Here is an 18,233-nt window from a genome sequence, read left to right on the forward strand (position 1 = left end):
TTTTTCGGACGGTCAGACCGCCTTAGACAGATGCGGGGTCCGGCTCTGCAGTCCGCTGCGGTCCGCTGTCATACGCGGAAGATCATACGCCCCGCTTGTTTCCCCACAGCAGGGCGTGAAGCTGAGGCAGCACGCGCACGTCGTTAAGATCCTCGGACGCCATCGTCAGGTCGACGAGCCACTCGTATTTGCGCAGCAGCTGCCCGCGAAGCAGGTCGTCGTCCGCGAGACGGACGTCCTCGTTGCCTGCCTGCAGGTAGAAAGGGACGGCAGGGTAGCGGCGGTGGATCTCCCGGGCGAACGCGAAATCGCGTTCGTCGAATACGACCACCTTAAGGCTGATGCCGTCCGGGTTCAACCGCCGGGCGATGTCGTCCAGCTTGGCGAAGTCCGTCTCCATGCCGGAGCTTGGCGGCTTGGGAGAGAGCGTGACCTCGTCGATCTCGGTCAGCCAGTCCTGCCAGCGGGAGCCCTGCGTCTCGACGGCGGTGCGGATGCCTTTGGCCCGCAGCAGCTTCACGAGAGGGCCCAGGCTGCGCAGGAGGGCGGGATTTCCGCCCGACAAGGTCACGTGGGAGAAGCGGCTGCCGCCGGTGCGGACGAGCTCCTCCCAGACCGCTTCCGCGGTGAGCGGACGGATATCGCCTGCGCCCGATCCGTCCCACGTAAACGCGGAATCGCACCAGGAGCAGCGGTAATCGCAGCCCGCGGTGCGCACGAACATCGTCTTGCGCCCGATCACCATGCCCTCGCCTTGGACAGTCGGGCCGAAGATTTCTAGCACGGGAATGGTCGCTTCACCCGCGGCTGCTTTGCCCGGAGGGGACACGGCAGCATCCGCCGGTTTGCCCGCTGCGGGGAAGGTCCGGGGAGGGGATGGGACCGCGGCATTTGTTTGACTTGCGCTCATTTGGACATCCACTCCCGTCTCGCTTCGGCGTAGCTGGTCGGGGTCTCGTACAAGCGGACAAATTCGACCCGTCCGCCCTGCGCTTTCGCCTGCATTTCATCCGACTGCAAAGCCATCTCCATCTGCTCGTACAACCAGACGACCATGTTCTCGGCGGTGGTGTTCATGAGCGGGAGCGTTTCGTTCAAATAGCGGTGATCGAGATAAGGCTCGATCCGCATTTTCCAGATGTCTTTGATCTCACCGAAATCAAGCGTAAGGCCAATCTCATTGACATAGCCGCTGATTCCGTAAACGGCTTTGTACGTATGGCCGTGCAGGTTTTTGCACTTGCCCTCGTAAGCGTGCAGATGATGCGCCGCATCGAACGTGAATTCTTTGGAAACGAGGACGCGTTTGGTATGGTACCGGAGCTGCTCGTGCCGGATGTCCTGGCCGTACTGCTGAAGTTTCTCTACGATGCGGAATTCGCCGGGCGTCTTCATCGGGCTTCGGCTCCTTCGCGCTCCAGAAGATAGTTCTGCAGACCGGCCGAACGGAGCTTGCACGCCGGGCACTCGCCGCAGCCGTCCCCGACGATGCCGTTATAGCATGTAAGCGTCTTGGCGCGCACAAAATCAAAAGCTCCCAGCTCGTCGGAAAGCTTCCACGTTTCCGCTTTATTCAGCCACATTAGCGGCGTATGGATGACGAATGGATAATCCATGGATAAGTTCAGAGTCACGTTAAGGGATTTTACGAAAGCGTCCCGGCAGTCCGGGTAGCCGCTGAAATCCGTTTCGCATACGCCGGTAATGAGGTGTCTGGCCCCGGCTCCTTTGGCGTATACGCCTGCAAACGAAAGGAACAGCAGGTTGCGCCCGTCCACGAACGTGGAAGGAAGCTCGCCTTCTTTTTCTTCAATATCGATATCGCTGCGCGTCAGCGCATTGGGGGCGAGCTGGTTCAGCAGGCTCATGTCCAGTACGGTGTTCTTTACGCCAAGCTCGCGCGCAATTTGCGCGGCGCATTCGATTTCGAGTTTATGGCGCTGTCCGTAATCGAACGTGAGCGTCTCCACCTCGCCAAAATGCTTCAGGGCCCAGAACAGGCACGTCGTGCTGTCTTGTCCCCCGCTGAATACGACAACCGCTTTTTCTTGTTTCATCGCTCTTCCGTCTCCTTTTAAATAAAAAATAGGTGATGGAGAGAGTTCTTGATCCGTCATTTTAAACAAAACAAAAACAATGCCTCAAGGAAGGACGCAGCGCAATCCATAAAGCGAGCCGGAAGTGAACGTCAAAAAAAACGTACACCTAACGCCCGCTTTTTTAAAGCAGCTGTGCCCGAATATCCAGGGATATTGTTTTTCCTTAGTTTTTTATAGAGGGAGTTCGCGAACCTCTCCCATATGCGAGGAGCATATGGATTTTCTTATTAGGGTTTTGAGTCCGGCACTTCCATTGTTCCGTTCCGAGCCGTGCCGCGCGTCAGAACCGTCTCATTATAACGTATTTGATCCGTCGATGTAAGGGAGCGGAGGAAATTTCCTTTATAATTGAACAATCTGTGCAGAGAATCGCGATGCCGTTCTATACTGGAGGTAACAAAAAGCCTCCCCTAATCAACGGTAGTAGGAGGCGGACGGAGGATACTCATGCACGAAAATACGTCGGCTTCGGCTAACGAGGCTGTTATACGAACCAAGGAAGGCCATGCTCCTGTTGCCATCGTTACGGGCGTTTCCCGCCGGATCGGCATCGGCGCCGCCATCTGCCGGGCGCTCGCGGCCAAAGGCATGGATGTGATGTTCACATCCTGGACCGCATTCGATAAGGCCATGCCGTGGGGCGCCGATGAAGAGGGGCCTGACGCGATTCTGCGGGAGTTGGCGGAGTCGGGAATACGCAGCGAAAGACTGGAGATCGACCAATCCGATCCGGAAGCGGCAAAACGCATTGTGGACGAAACGGAGAAGCGGCTCGGGTTTCCGTCGGTCCTCGTCAATAATGCGGCCTATTCGGTAAACGACGGGTACGAGAAGCTCGATGCGGCGACGCTCGATGCCCATTATGCCGTGAACATGAGGGGAACCGCCCTCCTCAGCGTGGAATTCGGCCGCCGGTTCACCCGGGGATCGGGCGGCCGGATTATCAACCTGACATCCGGCCAGTCTTTGGGCCCGATGCGGGGAGAGATCGCCTACGCGGCTACGAAAGCCGCCATAGAAGCGATGACGGTCACCTTGGCAGCCGAGCTGGCTCCCAAAGGGATTACCGTCAACGCGGTCAATCCCGGTCCGACCGACACCGGGTGGATGACGGAAGAGCTCTGGAACGGACTCGCAGGCCAGTTCCCGTTCGGCCGGATCGGCAAACCGGAAGACGCCGCCAGACTGATCGCATTTCTTGCGGGCAAAGAAGCGGAGTGGATTACGGGCCAGATCCTTCATTCGGAGGGCGGCTTCCGTCTCCGGTAACCATTTCCCGCTTTTTGTGGGCGTGCAACATTCCCCTTGGATGTCCCGTCAAGGAAGTTAAAATCCTAACGGATAGGACGAGAGGGGATTTCGATGAAACGGGTATTTTTAGGCGGCTTGCTGCTGGCTGTTCTTCTCGCGCTTACAGGATGTGCTAAGGAGCGTACAATCGAGACGCCAGTAACGCTGGAACAGGTAAAAGAAGCATTAGCGGCTGAAGGCATAGAGCTGTTCGAAGAAACGGATCCTCACGATTGGACGCTTAACGGGAGGAGACCCGTCCGTTATTCCGTCGGCCGTCCGACTGAGAAAGCCGTATACAAGGAGTTCATCTCGATTTACGTGTATGAATCAGGACTTGAACGCCAAAAGGCGATGACTGAATTTAACAAGCTCAAACAAAGCTTAAAGGGGGAGGAGTTCCTCACTCCGCTGCCTTACGAACAGCAGAACGTTCTGGTTCTTTACTGGGCTCACCTGAACCGCACAACCCCCGACTCGCCCAAGGCCAAGCTGGATGAAGAAATAAAACGAGCTCTGCAGCCTGTTCTGCAGAGCTCGTTTTATTTGGCCTGCCCCGCAGGCTCGTCCACGAATACCGTTTCCGCTTCTTTGCCTTCGAAGCAGAGATTGACGGTGCGCACGTCCGCTCTCGTCCGGTGGACCGTGCCCGCCGGAATCAGGAGCGTGTCATTCGCCTTCAGCGAGACGGTCGTTCCGTCCTCGAAGTCTATGAAGAGTTCTCCTTCCAGCACCATAAACAATTCATCCGAATCGGGATGAAAATGCCAGCGGTAATTGCCGGTCATGACCGCGATGCGGAGCACATGCGAGTTTACGTCCGAAACGGCAAAGTTGATGTGCCGCTCTTGAATGTTCCGGGTAAGCTCCAGCAAATTTTGAGGAATCAGGTTCATCTCGGCTTCTCCTGTTCTGGCGTTCTATTCGGATTTCTTATCGTGCTCCGCGGAAAGCTTCGTTTCGATGCGGTCCCGGTACTGGGCAAGCGCGGGCGAGAGATTCATGCTCCGCTCTTCCATTAACATATTGAAGCGGAGCTTCTTGGCGTTGAGGGTTTTCTTCAGCTTGCCGCGTTCCGCTTCGTCATGACAGCATGCAAGGAGCTCCTCCAGCGTGACCATGTCTTTGCGGAGCTGCATTTCTTCGGGAAGGAATCCTGAATTTTTCATGATTTTATACGACAAGCGAAGGTCTTCCGGAACGGCGGACCAATCTTCGAGAACGAGCGGCTTGCCTTTGCCGGGCAAATTGTCGAAATCGCCGTTGCGAATCGCTTCCTGGATGCGCTGCTCTACCAGACTGTCGAGAAAACTCATAGGTTGACTCCTCCTTCAAGACATTTGATCAGGTTCTGGGCGCCCACAAAATAATGGACACGCCGATGATGCAAACGGCCGCGCCGAGCCAATCGTAGAAATCCGGCGTTTTTTTGTCCACGAGCCAGCCCCACAAAACGGCCAATACGACAAAAACGCCCCCGTATGCGGCATAGACCCGTCCGAAAGAAGGAAAGGCCTGGAGAGTCGGGATAATTCCGTACAGGACGAGCACAAGGCTGCCCGTGATTCCGTACCAGACAGGCTTGCCCTCGCGGAGCCACAGCCAGACGAGGTAGCCGCCTCCGATTTCCGCGAGCCCGGCGATCACAAATAAAAGCATGGACATCTCTGGAACCTCCGGCGGAAGTATGTTGAAGCAGGAGTTTAGGCGGATTTACCGCCGGTTTCTGCAAAAAATAAAGACATGAAGCGGATCCCTCATGTCTTTTGCCTACTGCTTATGACGTTCAAAGTTTAGACACCCATACGTCTTCTTTGATTGTTTTGCTTCTTGGTCTGCTGGCTTTTCATCATCTGATTGCCGGTTACCTGGTGCTTCTGCTGGGAGTTGGCCTGGGCTTGCGCCGCTTTCTTCTGGGCCATTTTCTGTTTCATGGCTTCCGCGAGCGAAACTTTGCGCGGCTCGGCCCCTTCGGCCGGTTGTGTTTCTGCGGATTGCGGTGTCTGTTGATTCTCTGACATTCGTATCACCTCACTGCGTTCATTACTTTTAGTTTATTGGTTTTCAGGACGCTTTACAATAGGGTTTCAGGCCTCTTGTACAATTTCCTGGACCCGGCCGACCTGGCCGTCCGTCAGCCTGACCTTAATGCCGTGGGGATGATTGGGCGAATTCGTCAAAATATCTTTCACGACTCCGCGCGTCCGTTTGCCTGTACGCTGATCCTGCTTGAGCACAATATCGACGGTCAGTCCGGCACGGATATTTTTTCTCGATTGTCCGTTCATGGGATTCTCCTTTTATGAAGTGGGCTTGGTGGCGAAAACCCGCAGAAACTTGCCGGGAATTTGAGTCTCGAACCGCATCGGCTGTCCCGTGGAAGGATGTTCGAACGCGATGACCCGGGCGTGTAAACCGAGCCGGCCGATCGTATTCTTCACGGAGCCGTACTTCTTGTCGCCGACAACCGGATGGCCGATGTCCTGCATGTGGACGCGGATCTGGTTTTTACGGCCCGTTTCGAGCTGAACTTCAAGCAGGGAGTAGTCGGAGGAAGCCTGCAGCACTTTATAATGCGTGACCGCCTTCTGACCGCCGTTATCCACGGGGCTGGAATACATCAGCAGCGTTTTGCTTTCTTTCAGCCAGGAGACGATCGTGCCTTCGGGCTTCTTGACCTTTCGTTCGACGAGCGCCACATAGGAACGCTCCTGTACGGCCTCCTGCCAGGCGTTTTGAAGCGCCTGCTGGGTTTTCTCGTTCTTGGCGAACAGCATGACGCCCGATGTATCCCGGTCCAGACGGTGGACGACGAAAATACGGGCTTTCGGGTCTTTTCTGCGGACATGCTCGGTCAGCTGCCAATAGGCGGTCAATTCCTTCTCGTCTCCGCCGGAGATCGAAAGAAGGCCGGCCTCTTTATTGATAACCAGAAGGTCCTCGTCTTCATGCAGGATATGCAGTCCGATCGGCTTCTCCTCCTCGGTAACGACACTCCACTGAACCGTAACGCGGTCGCCGGGCCGGAGAGGATGGTCGTGGCGGGTCGTTTTTTTGCCGTTCACCGACACTTGGCCTCTGGATAAAATGCCCTTAACGGTGTTTCTTCCTTTATTCGCAAGCTTTTCAAGCAAAAATTTCATCAGCTCGGCCGGCTGCTCGATTTCGAATTGAGTCGGTTCTTTGTCCGTTTTCGGGGCGGCCGGCCTGGCCGTTTTTGTTTTGGGGTTATAAGGGGGACGCTGTTTTCGCATAGGTAGGCTCCTTCGGATCTTCTATCCATTTACTATAGCGCATTGGGGAATTAATTTCATCCCGCCCGGGCTCGTGATAAGTGCCTGATCGAGTGATATAATGGAAAAGCTGGAATTCCTTTTGAGGAAACTGAACGCGAAACTCGTACTTGGTTCGGCATCCGCCGGAACAAAACGTACATAAAAATGGAAAAAAGGAGGCTGGGAATGCCGCAGACGGACGGATTATCAGACGAAATTCTCATTGATGTGGACGGGCTGGTCAAAACGTACGGAAGCTTCACGGCCGTAAACGGCGTGCGCTTCCAGGTGCGCAAGGGAGAGGTATTCGGGCTGCTCGGTCCCAACGGCGCGGGCAAGACCACGACCATCGAAATGATGGAAGGGCTGCGCAAGCCCGACGGGGGAACGGCGCGTATTGCGGGTTACGACACCATCCGGGAGCTCCGCAAGGTCAAAGAAGTGATCGGCGTCCAGCTGCAATCGACCTCCCTGTTCGATCTGCTGAAGGTGCGCGAGATCGTGGAGATGTACGCCAGCTTCTATCCGAAGTCGGTGCCTGTCGGCCCTCTGCTCGCGGATATGACGCTGGAAGAGAAGGCGGGCGACCGCGTGAAGCACCTGTCCGGCGGACAGAAGCAGCGGCTCGCCATCGCGATCGCGCTGGTCAACGACCCGCAGGTGCTGTTCCTGGACGAGCCTACCACGGGTCTCGACCCGCAGGCGCGGCGCACGCTCTGGGACATTATCCTGCGCCTGAAGGAGAAGGGCAAGACCATCGTCCTGTCCACGCATTACATGGACGAGGCGCACGTGCTGTGCGACCGGATCTGCCTGATCGACAAGGGGCAGGTCGTCGCGCTGGATACGCCGGCCAACCTGGTGCGCAGCCTTCAATCGGAGAACGCGATTGAATTCCGGCTGCCCCAGGTGGAGTCGGCTTCCCCGCGGGAGCGGACGGAGCTGACGGACACGCTGCGCAAGCTCCAGGGCGTGAAGCAGGTGGAGCTGGCCCGCGACACCCTCGTGCTGTACACCGACCATCTCCAGCAGTCGCTCACCGGCCTGATCCGGGAGGCGGAGCTGCGGGGCTGGAAGCTGACGGATCTGCTGACACGGACGGCTACGCTGGAGGATGTGTTCATTCACATGACAGGAAGGAGCCTGAGGGAAGAATGAAAGCGTACCTACAATTGACGCTCGCACAGCTCCGGATTTTTATCCGGAACAAGCAGGTGCTTCTCTGGTCATTCCTGTTCCCGGTTTTCTTCATGGTCATGTTCGGCACGTTCTTCGGAGGGGGCGGCAGCATGTCCATTAACGGAGTCATCATCGACCAGGACCGGTCGACCCAGTCGGCTCAATTGGCCAGCGCTCTGATGAAGACGCCTGCCATGAAGCTCAAGCAGGAGGAGCACACGGCTCCGGGGCTTCAAAAGCTCAAGGACGGCGATCTTCAGATGGTGGTCGTCATCCCCGCCGGATACGGCAACAAACTCGATGCCGCCGTTAAGGGGGGAGAGGCCTCTTCCGTCAACGTTTATTATGACCAGACGAACATGATGACGGCCGAGCTGGGCAAAACCGTCGTGGCCCAGGTGGCGGACGGCATCTCCAAAGAGAAGACGGCCTACAAGCCGGCGATCATGGTCAAGGCGGAAGGCGTTCAGGCGCTGAAGCTGTCCTATATCGACTTTCTCGTCCCCGGCATCGTGTCGATGATGATCATGTCCAACAACCTCAACGGTGTGGCGGGGCAGATCGCCTCCTGGAGGGAGAGGGGCATCCTGCGCCGGATGCAGAGCACCACGCTGAAATCGTCCACATTCATCGCCTCGCAAATCACGGCGAGACTCTTGCTGAACGGCCTGCAGGCGGTGATCGTTCTGCTTATCGCGTCCGTCATCTTCGGAACGAAAGTGAGCGGCTCGTGGGGGGTGCTTCTGTTATTCGTTATTCTCGGCACGCTGGCTTTTATGTCGATCGGCTTTATCGTCGCGTCGCTGGCGAAGACACCGGAGAGCGCCGGACCGATCGCGGGATTTATCTCGTTCCCGATGCTCTTTCTGGGGGGCGTCTTCTTCTCGGCGGACAGTATCCCGTCCTTCCTACAGCCGGTCGTGAACCTGATCCCGATCACGCATCTGTCGACGGCTATGCGGCAGGTCATGAACGTGGGGGCGGATTTAACCGTGCTGTGGCCGCAGGCCCTTATCCTCGGCGGCTGGATGGTCGTCGCCTTCGCGATTGCGAGCTTTACCTTCAAATGGGAGTAAGGCGGACGTCATAACGGAACCGCCTGAACATAGAGCAAAGAACCGTTTCTGTAACAGGAAACGGTTCTTTTATTGTTTTGATAAAGGGATCATAACATTCAGATCGGAAGAGCCAGATAAGCGATATCGATAATCTTTAACGTAAGGGGATCGATTGTATACTGCTGTTTGTACCGGTCGGTGAATGTCTTTCCGTCCAGGTTATATTCGATTTCCCCCTTAATGGTAACGATGGTTTTCCCGCCTGCGATCTCATGGGTGGCGGTAATGTTGCGGTCCAGCTTCCACAGGGGGAGGTGGTCCCCCGGACGCGAGAGATAGCTGCCGTCGCTTTCTTTCATATAGCCGTAGTCGAAAAAGCGGGCGGCCAGATTCGGTCCGTAGACGGTTTCGAGCTGTTTCAACAGTTCTCCGCGGCCCTTCTCATCCAAGGTTCCTTTACCCGGCTGATAAAGGGTGTCAAACGTCCAACGTTCCACGGCGCCGTAATAATCTTTGGTCGCGACGGAGAGATCTCCTTTTGTAGAGGATGGCTTGGTTTTGATAATCTCCGCCTGTTTGAGCGAATCGTTCCAGATTACGGAAGACCCGAGCAAATCCCCTAGTGCTTTGAGGGGGATATAGGTGCTTCCCTCGTAGTTAAGCAGGGGCAGATCGGGAGATTGGTAAGTCTCCCCGTCAACTACTACCGGATAGGTCGCCGCTTGTAGAAAGTAGTCGGTTACAGGCTTGGCCCACACATCTGTCTGGGAGACGAGCGTTCCGATCAGAATGCCTCCCGTTAAATAAAGAACCGGCTTTTTGCTTTTCATAAACGAATCCCTCCTGAATTTTCGGTCCGTCTGGTTTATCCGTGAACTCGGTCCGGCCGCTATGAAACTTTAGACTGCATGAACAGGGGAAATGTTTCAATAAAAGAAAAATATGTAATCTTCTCGATTTGCAGTTTCTCCAAACGGTATGAGCCGACGCCTAAAAGGGCAACCTGATACGTAAATGATAGCGCTTTAAAAGGAGGAAAAACCCGTGATTTTGTATCAGCTTACTCAATGGCTGCAGGAGCATACCAGCATCCGCAAGGCGATTCAGCAGGAGGCGGGGGACCCCGTCGAACTTATGCAGCGCAAGGAACAGGTGGAGCGGCAGTTGATGGAACAGGCCGAGCGGTGGAGAAACGTGTATGGCGATGTGCCCGCCCTGCCCGCGGCCGATCAGTTTCCTTCCTGGTCTTCCGGGGCAGGGACCGAATGGGAGGACGCAGAGCCGGAATTCGACACGCTGCGCTGAGGAGGAGCCCGCTTGCGCTTCCGTCCGCTTTGTCAACTCGGCGGGGTTCGTGTAGAATAAGAACGATCCTTGATTTTATTGATAAAAGAGGTTGTTAACGACCATGAATATCGTTCTTGCCACATTGAACGCCAAATACATTCATACTTCGCTGGCTCTGCGGTACCTGAAGGCATTCAGCGAGCCCGAATTTCCGATTGATATCGTGGAATACACGATCAAAGATCCGGCGATGAACATCGTTTCGGACCTATACGGCAAAAATCCCGACGTGCTCGGGTTTTCCTGCTACATCTGGAACATTGAAGAAACGCTCCGCGTCATCCGCATGATCAAAAAAATCCGTCCCGATCTGACGATCGTACTCGGTGGACCGGAAGTGTCCTACGATACGGAGGAATGGATGCGAACCGTCCCTGAAGTGGATTTCATCGTGATGGGCGAAGGGGAGGAGACGTTCAAGCATTTCCTCCAGGAGCTTTCGACCACGCGGAAGTTTCATTTCGTGTACGGCATTGCTTACCGCAAAGGGGAGGAAATTATTTTGACCCCCGGCCGTCCGAAGCTGGACTTGAATGAAATTCCTTCTCCGCACCGTTTCGAAGAAGATCTTAAGGACCTCGGGAACCGGGTCGTTTATTTCGAAACGAGCCGGGGCTGCCCGTTTTCGTGCCAGTTCTGCCTGTCCTCTATCGAAGTGGGGGTTCGGTATTTTGATATGGAGCGGACGAAATCCGAAATCCTGTATCTCATTGCGAACGGAGCCAAACTCATTAAGTTTGTCGACCGGACTTTTAACATTAAGCGGGATTATGCCCTGGAAATTTTCCGGTTCTTGATTGACAATCATCAGGGTTGCGTGTTCCAGTTCGAGATCACGGCCGATATTATGAGGCCCGAAGTGCTGGATTTCCTAGCCGAAAATGCCCCTCCGGGAATTTTCCGCTTCGAAATCGGCGTCCAGTCTACCAATGACGAGACGAACAATCTGGTGAAGCGGCGCCAAAATTTCGCCAAGCTTACCCGCACGGTGACGAAGGTGAAGGAAAGCGGCAAAATCGATCAGCATCTGGATTTGATCGCCGGCCTTCCCGAGGAGAACTACGACTCCTTCCGCAAAACGTTCAACGACGTGTTCGCGCTGGGTCCCGAAGAGCTTCAGCTCGGATTCCTGAAAATGCTCCGGGGAACCGGTCTGCGTATCGATGCCGCCAAGTACGGCTACATTTTTATGGATCAGGCGCCTTATGAGATCCTGGGCAATGATATTTTGCCTTTTACCGATCTGATCCGGATCAAGCGCGTGGAAGACGTGCTGGAGAAATACTGGAACGCCCACCGTACCGATCATACCGTGAACTACTTGATTGCCTCGGAATTTCCGTCGGCTTTCGATTTCTTCCAGGAGTTCGGCGATTACTGGGAGGAAAGAGGCTGGCAGAAAATCGGCCACCAGCTGGAAGATTTGTTCACCCGGCTGCATGCTTTCCTCACCTGGCGGGGCACGAAGCGGATGGACGTCATCGAAGGGCTGATGAAGCTCGATTATTTCCTGAATCACAAATACAAGCCGCGTAAAATCTGGTGGGATTTCAAGTTGGACAAAGCCGGACAAAGCGATTATTTAAAAAGAGCCGCGGATCGTCCGGATGAAGTTTCCGGCAATTTCAGCGAGCTGCGTATGGGCGAAAAGGAACTGCACAAGCATGCCGTCATCGAAGTGCTTCCGTTCGACCTGCAGCGCTACATGCAGGACGGCTCGCTCGACACGTCGGCGGAATCGCTGCTGCTGGCCGTGTACCGGCCGGAAGCGGGCGGCCGTCCGTCCGTGTATTCGATGCCGCTCGGCCGCGCATCGGCGGCGTCCGCGTCTGCCCGGAGCTGAGCAGGCGCACGGCAGAAAGGCTCCCGCCCCTCGTTATAGGGGGGCGGGAGCCTTTTTTTGTTTGCGCATGTGCTCACAGTGACGGCGATGCGCTCGGTTCCTTTTACCGGATTCATCGTGCCTCCGATGTTAGAGGACCTTACGCGGCCGGGCGATAGAGGCCGGTTCAGGGCCGCGACCAGCCGCCGGGGACGAAGCCGCACGATGCGCGGCAACTTCGCCCTCGGGCGGCCTGCGGCAGCCTGCGCAACCTGCGGCGCTGCCGGGACGCCCGCCGCGCGGAAGCGCCGCAAGACGGCTGCCAGCGACACGCCCCCGCCCCTCCGTGCCAAACACCGACTCCTTAAAGCCGCTACACGGTCGCGCGTTCGATGAGTCGGAAGGGCAGCTCCCGGTGTTCCACGGGGCCGGAGGGGTCCTGCAGCCGCTTCAGCAGCAGGGAGAAGGCCGTCCGCCCGATTTCAACGAGCCGGTTATCGATGGTGGTGATATCGAACAACTGCGAAATCGGGTGGTTGTCGAAAGAGACGATCGCCAGATCCTCCGGTATGCGGAGGCCGTTTTTGACCGCCTCGCTGATGATGCCGGCGGCAACCTGGTCCCCCGCCACGAGCAGAGCGGTCGGACGCTCCTCCATGTCCAGGATGCTGTGGACTACCTCCGCTCCGTCTTCGATGGAGTAGATCTGGTAGAACATCCACTCCTCCCGGACGGGAACACCCGCCGAAGAGAGGGCGTCGGCAAAAGCGCGTCTGCGGTTCCGGCTGTTAAAGCTGTGTCCCCGCCCCAGGCAGTAGCCGATGCGGGTATGCCCTTTTTCCAGAAGAAGCTGCATAGCCAGCCGGAAGCTGCCGTAATGGTCGATATGTACGGACGAGATCCGGTCGCTTTCGATATATTCGCAGGCAATGATCGGTCCGAACTGCGAGTAAGCCTCGATGACTTCCCACTCCAGGGACCGGGAACAGATCAGCAGTCCGTCGATCTGTTTAATTTTCAGCATGTTCAGCAGCTCGGTCTCTTTATCCGCCGCATAGTTCGTCTGGCTGACGAGCAGATGCACGTTGGCTTCAAGCGCCTCCTGCGCGATTCCTTCCATAATGCTGTTGAAGTAGGGCAGATTAAGGTAGGGGATGACTACCCCGACCATGTTCGTTTTGCCGGTGATGAGATGAACCGCATTTACATTGCGGGAATAGTTAAGGCGGTGTACGACTTCCTGTACAGCCGCGCGTTTGGCTTCGCTGACGTAAGGATGGTCGTTGAGCACGCGGGAAACGGTCGCTACGGAGACTCCGGCCAGTCTGGCAATGTCCTTGATGTTGGGCATTGGTCCGGCCTCCTTTCTGTCCTCAGTTTAAAGCAGCCCGATCATCCGCGTCAAAAATTTCGGGCAAGAGACTTGACGTGAAAAGCATTTCATACTTTACGCTTAATTCGCAAGCCTTCATGTCCCCGTCCGGCGTAACCTCCGGGGCGTTACGGACGAGGCGGAGGGCTTCCGATCAAGACCTTGATACCTCGGCAGATTTTTAGAACACACTTATACCGGAAGGGGTACAGAGAGATGGAGAGAGCTATCGTATTTTTTGATATCGACGGAACATTGCTGGATGAAAATAAAGAGATTCCCGCATCCACCCGCAAAGCCGTCAGACTGCTGCAGGAACGGGGCGTATATACGGCCATAGCGACAGGCCGCGTACCGTCCATGTTCAAAGACGTGAGGGAAGAGCTCGGCATTTCGTCCTACGTATCCATTAACGGACAGTACGTCCTGTTCGAAGGCCGTGAAATTTATACGAATCCGATGGACCCCGCGAAGCTTGCGGAACTGGTCCGAGCGGCGGACGAGCAGGGCCATCCCCTGGCTTACTGCGGCCACCCCGAGACCCGCGTAAGCAGCTCGCATCCGCATGTGAAGGAAAGCTACGATAACTTGAAGCTGCCGTGTCCGGAAGCCGATCCGGAGTTTTACAAACATTCTGCGGTATTTCAGGGACATTTATTCTGCGACGCCGAAGCCGAGAAAATATACGCGGAGCGGTATCCGCATTTTCAGTTCATCCGCTGGCACGAGCATGCTCTCGACGTTCTGCCTGCCGGAAGCTCCAAAGCGATCGGCATTCAGGAAATGCTCAAAGCCGTCGGAATTCCGAACGAGAATTGTTACGCTTTCGGCGACGGGCTGAACGATATTCAGATGCTGACCAGCGTAGGAACGGGAATCGCGATGGGCAACGCGGCTCCGGAAGCGAAAGCCGCGGCTGACCTGGTCACGGACTCGTGCTCCGAAGACGGCATCCTGAAGGGGCTCGTCCGGGTTGGTCTGCTTCCCGAAGAGGTCCTTGAAGGACTGGGCGAGCATGCCCGTTGAGACCGTCTGTCTCGTACAACGTTAAAAAGCCTTCTTCCTTCACGTGCACCGGCACGGAGGGAAGAAGGCTTTTTTATGCAAAGCCGGAGAGGCTTGCTTGTAGGCTGGGAGCTTAACGCCCGGCTTAGCTTAAGGCAGGTAGGAACGCAGCACCGTCTGGCTGCCGCTGAGCGTGTAGCTGCCCAGCGTGGCCGGCAGCAGGAAGCAGTCGCCCGGCTTCATCGCCAGGGAGCCGTCCGCCCATTCCAGGGAGCCGCTGCCTTCGCAGGCAATCAGCAGCGTAAAGCTTTCCGGTGTCGTGGACAGGTTCCACGGAGCGTTTACGACGCCTTTTTCCACTACGAAATAAGGCGAAGCGGCCAATTCCAGCCATTCGTTCGGCGCAGCGTCCATCGTTTTCATGAAAGTAGCGCCGGCCTTCCCGAAGGCGATGACGTTCAAAGAGTCTTCGATATGAAGCTCCCGCGGCTTGCCGTCGAGTCCGGGGCGGTTATAATCGTACAGGCGGTAAGTCGTGTCCGAGTTTTGCTGGATTTCCGCTACCAGCACGCCGGAGCCCAGCGCATGGACCGTACCCGAAGGAATATAGAAGCTGTCGCCCTTCTCGGCTTCTACGGACAACATGGTGTCCAGAATGCGGTCCTCTTGAACGGCCGCTTCGAATTCGGAACGCGTGATTCCGTCCTTCAGCCCGTAGATGATCTTGGCTCCCGGTTTGGCGTCCAGCACATACCACATTTCGGTTTTACCAAGCTCGCCCTGTGCGAGGTTCTCATAGTCATTGCCGGGGTGTACCTGAACGGACAGATCGTCGTTGCAGTCAAGCAGCTTGACGAGCAGAGGAAATCGTCCGTTTCCGGCGGAAGCGCCTTTCGTACCGAACCATTCGGCACCCAGCTTTTCCCGGACTTCGTCCAGTCCGAGCCCTTTCAGTTCTCCATTTGTAACGGTAGAGGTGCCGTTCGCGTGATCCGCGATCATCCAGCCTTCGCCGACATGGCCTTCGGGAATCTCGTAGCCGAATTCCTCCAGGGCGCGGCCGCCCCATACACGGTGTTTAAAATCGGGTTGAAAATGAATCGGGTAAGGTTTCATTTCAGTACTCCTCTCGGTTTCTTTTTCTCTATACCAATCAGGTAAGGCGACCGTGCCGCACTGTTGATAAACCGGTAGCAGAGCACGCTCCATTTCTCCTGCGGAAGCCCGGCGGCCCAGCTTTCGACCGCCTGCGCCTCGGAAGCCCCGCCATCGTGTCCCGGATACAGGGCGATAGTGAGGATGCCCCCTTCGCGCAGGAGAAGGAGCGCGGCTTCCAGCGCGGGCAGCGTGGAAGCCGGCACGGTAATAACCCCGGGGTCTGCGCCGGGCAGATACCCGAGGTTGAACATGACGGCGGCCGTCCGTCCCAGGCAGTCGTCCGGGACGGCGTCCGCCATTTCGGCGTGGCTACGCAGCAGAAGCGAGACCCGCTGCGCGCCGCCTGCATTGGCCGGCTCGCGTTCCAGCCGCGTCCGGGCCGTTTCCAGCGCCTGCGGCTGGACGTCGAAGCCGTACACGCGTCCGCGGCTGCCGACGAGCCTGGCGAGGAAGAGGGTGTCCACTCCGTTGCCTACGGTGGCGTCTATCACCGTATCTCCGGGACGGACACGTTCCTCGATCCATTTATGCGCACAGCTCAGAATGGAGAGAAATCCCATGGCGGCCTCCGCTTAAATCTGTCCGGCGGGGGACACGGGCGTCCAGAGCTTCCCCTGCCAAGTATCCCGGCGCTTCAGCTCGGCGTCGATCGCGTTGAGCACTTCCCACTTCTTCAGGCTCCACATAGGCCCTATGAGCAGATCGCGCGGCGCATCGCCGGTCAGCCGGTGTACGATCATTTCCGGCGGAAGAAGTTCGAGCGTATCGACGATGAGCTTGATGTATTCGTCCTGCTCCAGGAAGCGCAGCAGGCCCGCTTCGTACTGCTTCACCATCGGCGTTTTGCGCATCAGGTGGAGCAGATGGATTTTGATGCCCTGCACATCCATGGCGGCGACGGCTTTTCCGGTCTCGATCATCATATCATCCGTTTCCTGCGGCAGTCCGTAAATAATATGCGCACACGTCCGGATGTTGTGTTTTCTCAGCTTCGCGACCGCTTCCGTGTAGCACTCCGTATCATGGGCCCGGTTAATGAGGGTAGACGTGCTTTCGTGAATGGTCTGAAGGCCCATTTCGACCCACAGGTAGGTGCGCTCATTAAGCTCGGCCAGATATTCCACGACATCGTCGGGCAGACAGTCCGGCCGCGTGGCGATGGAGAGCCCTACAACGCCGGGCTGCTGAAGAATGACTTCATAATACTCCCGCAGCTCGTCCACGGGCGCGTAAGTGTTGGTGTAGGCTTGAAAATAGCCAATGTATTTCGCATCCGGCCATTTCTGGTGTTGGCGGTCCCGGATCGTGTTAAACTGCGTCACCAGGTCGTCGCGGCGTCTCCCCGCAAAGTCGCCGGACCCCCTTGCGCTGCAGAACGTGCAGCCTCCGGTAGCGATTTTGCCGTCCCTGTTCGGGCATGTGAAACCCGCGTCCAGCATGACTTTAAATACTTTCTCGCCGAACTGCCTGCGCATCTCGTAATTCCATGTATGAAACCGTTTATCCCCCCACAAGAGAGGCTCGGTTGTAATTGCGTTCATGAGTTTTCAGTACTCCTTTTTCAATCTGACTTTTCCTATTGTAGCCCAAAACAAAAGGGAATGCATCCCTTCCTCTGCCAGTATGTACCCCGTTTAAAGCATCCCGGCCCGGACATCCTAAGGGAGCAATAAAACAACTGCTTTGAAAGGGGACTGTCCATGAAAAAGCTTCGCTATGCTACGCTTGCTGTTGCCCTGACTTCTATGCTTGCGGTGGGTGCCGCGCACGCCAACACGATGGGAACAGGTTCTACAACAGGAACGACCAACACGACGGCGACCGGCACGACGACTCCGGGGACAACCATGAACGGTACCAACCCGAACGGTACGATCGGCAACCAGCTTAACCAGGCGTACAACACCGGCCGCGGTGTTGTATCCGGTGCAGCCGGCGCCGTAACCGGCGGTGTGGGCGGAGCTGTCAGCGGTGCGGCCAACGGTGCGGCTAACGGCGTGAACGCCTACGGCACAGGCACCAACGGCAACACGGGCACGTACGGTACTACGGGCACTACCGGTACTAACGGCAACCGCATGATGGACCGCATGAGCACAACCGGTACTAACAACCGCGGTGCTTACGACACGTCCACTTACCGTACGTACGGAACGACCCGCAACGATATGGACTGGGGCTGGCTCGGTCTTCTCGGCCTGGTCGGTCTGGCCGGTCTTGGCGGACGCAACAAAAGAGAGAACGAAATTCACAACCGTTAATCCACGGGAAGCAGAAGGACATCTCTTTCGGAGATGTCCTTTCCCGTCTTCGGGTATTCAGGCAACCCGATGCTTTAGTGATGGATTCGTCATTCATAGACCGGAGGTGAAAAGAAATGCTGACTCTGACTCGCAGCGGAGACCTTCAGAGACAGGAAACCACAGGAATCACGATGGAGCTTACGCCGAAAGAAGCCATGATCCTGGCCGGAACCGCAAATTTTGCTTACGATGCCCGGTCCGCGGCCGAAGCGCGCCGCAAAGTACGCCGGGAATTGGAGGCGGTTTTGTTTAACCGCTGACGCTTTCGGCCGGATAGAGCGTTGAATTTTAACGTTTCCGGTGCTTGCCGGATGCTTATTTTCCT

General features: G+C 56.5%; 22 protein-coding genes and 1 riboswitch. Of the genes, 8 read left to right on the forward strand and 14 right to left on the reverse strand.

Going from position 1 to position 18,233, the window contains the following annotated elements; all coding sequences use genetic code 11:
- Positions 1 to 82: 82 nt before the first annotated feature.
- Genes queE through queC form a run of 3 tightly spaced genes read right to left on the reverse strand, consistent with a single transcriptional unit; the run spans position 83 to position 2,057 of the window.
- A complete protein-coding gene (gene queE, locus AC58P5_RS25835; protein WP_497391748.1) occupies positions 83 to 910 on the reverse strand; it encodes a 7-carboxy-7-deazaguanine synthase QueE in 828 nt (275 codons plus the stop codon).
- Positions 907 to 1,395, reverse strand: a complete 489-nt coding sequence (gene queD, locus AC58P5_RS25840; protein WP_497391750.1) for a 6-carboxytetrahydropterin synthase QueD — start codon at positions 1,393 to 1,395, stop codon at positions 907 to 909. The genes queE and queD overlap by 4 nt, the downstream gene beginning before the upstream one ends.
- Entirely contained in the window at positions 1,392 to 2,057 is a 666-nt protein-coding gene (gene queC, locus AC58P5_RS25845) for a 7-cyano-7-deazaguanine synthase QueC (RefSeq protein WP_497391752.1), read from the reverse strand. The genes queD and queC overlap by 4 nt, the downstream gene beginning before the upstream one ends.
- Before the next feature lie 199 nt (positions 2,058 to 2,256).
- A riboswitch (PreQ1 riboswitch) is annotated at positions 2,257 to 2,300 on the reverse strand.
- Between the two features lie 246 nt (positions 2,301 to 2,546).
- Between queC and AC58P5_RS25850 the strand changes: the two genes are divergently transcribed.
- Entirely contained in the window at positions 2,547 to 3,368 is an 822-nt protein-coding gene (locus AC58P5_RS25850; RefSeq protein WP_497391754.1) for an SDR family oxidoreductase, read from the forward strand.
- Between the two features lie 563 nt (positions 3,369 to 3,931).
- Here the strand turns inward: AC58P5_RS25850 and AC58P5_RS25855 are convergent.
- The 6 genes from AC58P5_RS25855 to AC58P5_RS25880 all read right to left on the reverse strand — a co-directional run bounded on the left by AC58P5_RS25855 (position 3,932) and on the right by AC58P5_RS25880 (position 6,643).
- On the reverse strand, positions 3,932 to 4,285 hold the full coding sequence (locus AC58P5_RS25855) for a cupin domain-containing protein (protein ID WP_497391756.1): 354 nt from the start codon (positions 4,283 to 4,285) through the stop codon (positions 3,932 to 3,934).
- A 24-nt stretch (positions 4,286 to 4,309) separates the two neighbouring features.
- Positions 4,310 to 4,705 (reverse strand): DnaJ family domain-containing protein, encoded by a 396-nt coding sequence (locus AC58P5_RS25860; protein ID WP_497391758.1) that lies wholly within the window; start codon positions 4,703 to 4,705, stop codon positions 4,310 to 4,312.
- Between the two features lie 28 nt (positions 4,706 to 4,733).
- Entirely contained in the window at positions 4,734 to 5,054 is a 321-nt protein-coding gene (locus AC58P5_RS25865; RefSeq protein ID WP_497391760.1) for a YnfA family protein, read from the reverse strand.
- A 128-nt stretch (positions 5,055 to 5,182) separates the two neighbouring features.
- Entirely contained in the window at positions 5,183 to 5,410 is a 228-nt protein-coding gene (locus AC58P5_RS25870; RefSeq protein ID WP_009672142.1) for a hypothetical protein, read from the reverse strand.
- A 66-nt stretch (positions 5,411 to 5,476) separates the two neighbouring features.
- Positions 5,477 to 5,677 (reverse strand): YwbE family protein, encoded by a 201-nt coding sequence (locus tag AC58P5_RS25875; protein WP_497391763.1) that lies wholly within the window; start codon positions 5,675 to 5,677, stop codon positions 5,477 to 5,479.
- Positions 5,678 to 5,689: 12 nt separating this feature from the next.
- Entirely contained in the window at positions 5,690 to 6,643 is a 954-nt protein-coding gene (locus AC58P5_RS25880) for an RluA family pseudouridine synthase (protein ID WP_497391765.1), read from the reverse strand.
- 207 nt (positions 6,644 to 6,850) lie between these two features.
- On the opposite strand from AC58P5_RS25880, the gene AC58P5_RS25885 reads away from it, so the two are divergent.
- On the forward strand, positions 6,851 to 7,822 hold the full coding sequence (locus AC58P5_RS25885; protein WP_497391767.1) for an ABC transporter ATP-binding protein: 972 nt from the start codon (positions 6,851 to 6,853) through the stop codon (positions 7,820 to 7,822).
- Positions 7,819 to 8,919: an ABC transporter permease gene (locus AC58P5_RS25890; RefSeq protein WP_497391769.1), complete on the forward strand. Its 1,101-nt coding sequence runs from the start codon at positions 7,819 to 7,821 to the stop codon at positions 8,917 to 8,919. The genes AC58P5_RS25885 and AC58P5_RS25890 overlap by 4 nt, the downstream gene beginning before the upstream one ends.
- A gap of 98 nt (positions 8,920 to 9,017) precedes the next feature.
- Here the strand turns inward: AC58P5_RS25890 and AC58P5_RS25895 are convergent, their stop codons facing one another.
- The gene (locus AC58P5_RS25895) at positions 9,018 to 9,731 is read right to left on the reverse strand and encodes a stalk domain-containing protein (RefSeq protein ID WP_497391770.1); all 714 of its coding nucleotides are present in this window, start codon (positions 9,729 to 9,731) and stop codon (positions 9,018 to 9,020) included.
- Positions 9,732 to 9,945: 214 nt separating this feature from the next.
- On the opposite strand from AC58P5_RS25895, the gene AC58P5_RS25900 reads away from it, so the two are divergent.
- Positions 9,946 to 10,206, forward strand: coding sequence for a hypothetical protein (locus AC58P5_RS25900; RefSeq protein ID WP_497391771.1), 261 nt, complete (start codon positions 9,946 to 9,948; stop codon positions 10,204 to 10,206).
- A gap of 103 nt (positions 10,207 to 10,309) precedes the next feature.
- Entirely contained in the window at positions 10,310 to 12,091 is a 1,782-nt protein-coding gene (locus AC58P5_RS25905) for a B12-binding domain-containing radical SAM protein (protein WP_497391772.1), read from the forward strand.
- A gap of 352 nt (positions 12,092 to 12,443) precedes the next feature.
- On the opposite strand, the gene AC58P5_RS25910 is transcribed toward AC58P5_RS25905, so the two are convergent.
- Positions 12,444 to 13,421, reverse strand: coding sequence for a LacI family DNA-binding transcriptional regulator (locus tag AC58P5_RS25910; protein ID WP_497391773.1), 978 nt, complete (start codon positions 13,419 to 13,421; stop codon positions 12,444 to 12,446).
- 237 nt (positions 13,422 to 13,658) lie between these two features.
- Here AC58P5_RS25910 and AC58P5_RS25915 point away from each other — a divergent pair, with 237 nt between their 5' ends.
- The gene (locus AC58P5_RS25915; RefSeq protein ID WP_497391774.1) at positions 13,659 to 14,468 is read left to right on the forward strand and encodes a Cof-type HAD-IIB family hydrolase; all 810 of its coding nucleotides are present in this window, start codon (positions 13,659 to 13,661) and stop codon (positions 14,466 to 14,468) included.
- A gap of 129 nt (positions 14,469 to 14,597) precedes the next feature.
- Here the strand turns inward: AC58P5_RS25915 and AC58P5_RS25920 are convergent, their stop codons facing one another.
- The 3 genes from AC58P5_RS25920 to mnmL are packed head-to-tail and all read right to left on the reverse strand — an operon-like array spanning position 14,598 to position 17,146.
- Positions 14,598 to 15,563, reverse strand: coding sequence for a type I phosphomannose isomerase catalytic subunit (locus tag AC58P5_RS25920; RefSeq protein WP_497391775.1), 966 nt, complete (start codon positions 15,561 to 15,563; stop codon positions 14,598 to 14,600).
- Entirely contained in the window at positions 15,560 to 16,165 is a 606-nt protein-coding gene (gene mnmM, locus AC58P5_RS25925) for a tRNA 5-(aminomethyl)-2-thiouridylate-methyltransferase MnmM (protein WP_497391776.1), read from the reverse strand. Before mnmM ends, AC58P5_RS25920 begins: the two co-directional genes overlap by 4 nt.
- 12 nt (positions 16,166 to 16,177) lie before the next feature.
- Complete coding sequence (mnmL, locus tag AC58P5_RS25930; protein WP_497391777.1) at positions 16,178 to 17,146, reverse strand: tRNA modification radical SAM protein MnmL/YtqA; 969 nt, start codon at positions 17,144 to 17,146, stop codon at positions 16,178 to 16,180.
- Positions 17,147 to 17,305: 159 nt separating this feature from the next.
- Here mnmL and AC58P5_RS25935 point away from each other — a divergent pair, with 159 nt between their 5' ends.
- Together AC58P5_RS25935 and AC58P5_RS25940 are read left to right on the forward strand one after the other, a co-directional pair.
- The gene (locus AC58P5_RS25935) at positions 17,306 to 17,866 is read left to right on the forward strand and encodes a WGxxGxxG family protein (RefSeq protein WP_497391778.1); all 561 of its coding nucleotides are present in this window, start codon (positions 17,306 to 17,308) and stop codon (positions 17,864 to 17,866) included.
- Positions 17,867 to 17,982: 116 nt separating this feature from the next.
- The gene (locus tag AC58P5_RS25940) at positions 17,983 to 18,168 is read left to right on the forward strand and encodes a hypothetical protein (protein ID WP_497391779.1); all 186 of its coding nucleotides are present in this window, start codon (positions 17,983 to 17,985) and stop codon (positions 18,166 to 18,168) included.
- The last annotated feature ends 65 nt before the right edge of the window (positions 18,169 to 18,233 follow it).

This window comes from Paenibacillus sp. JT31N7 (assembly GCF_059692095.1).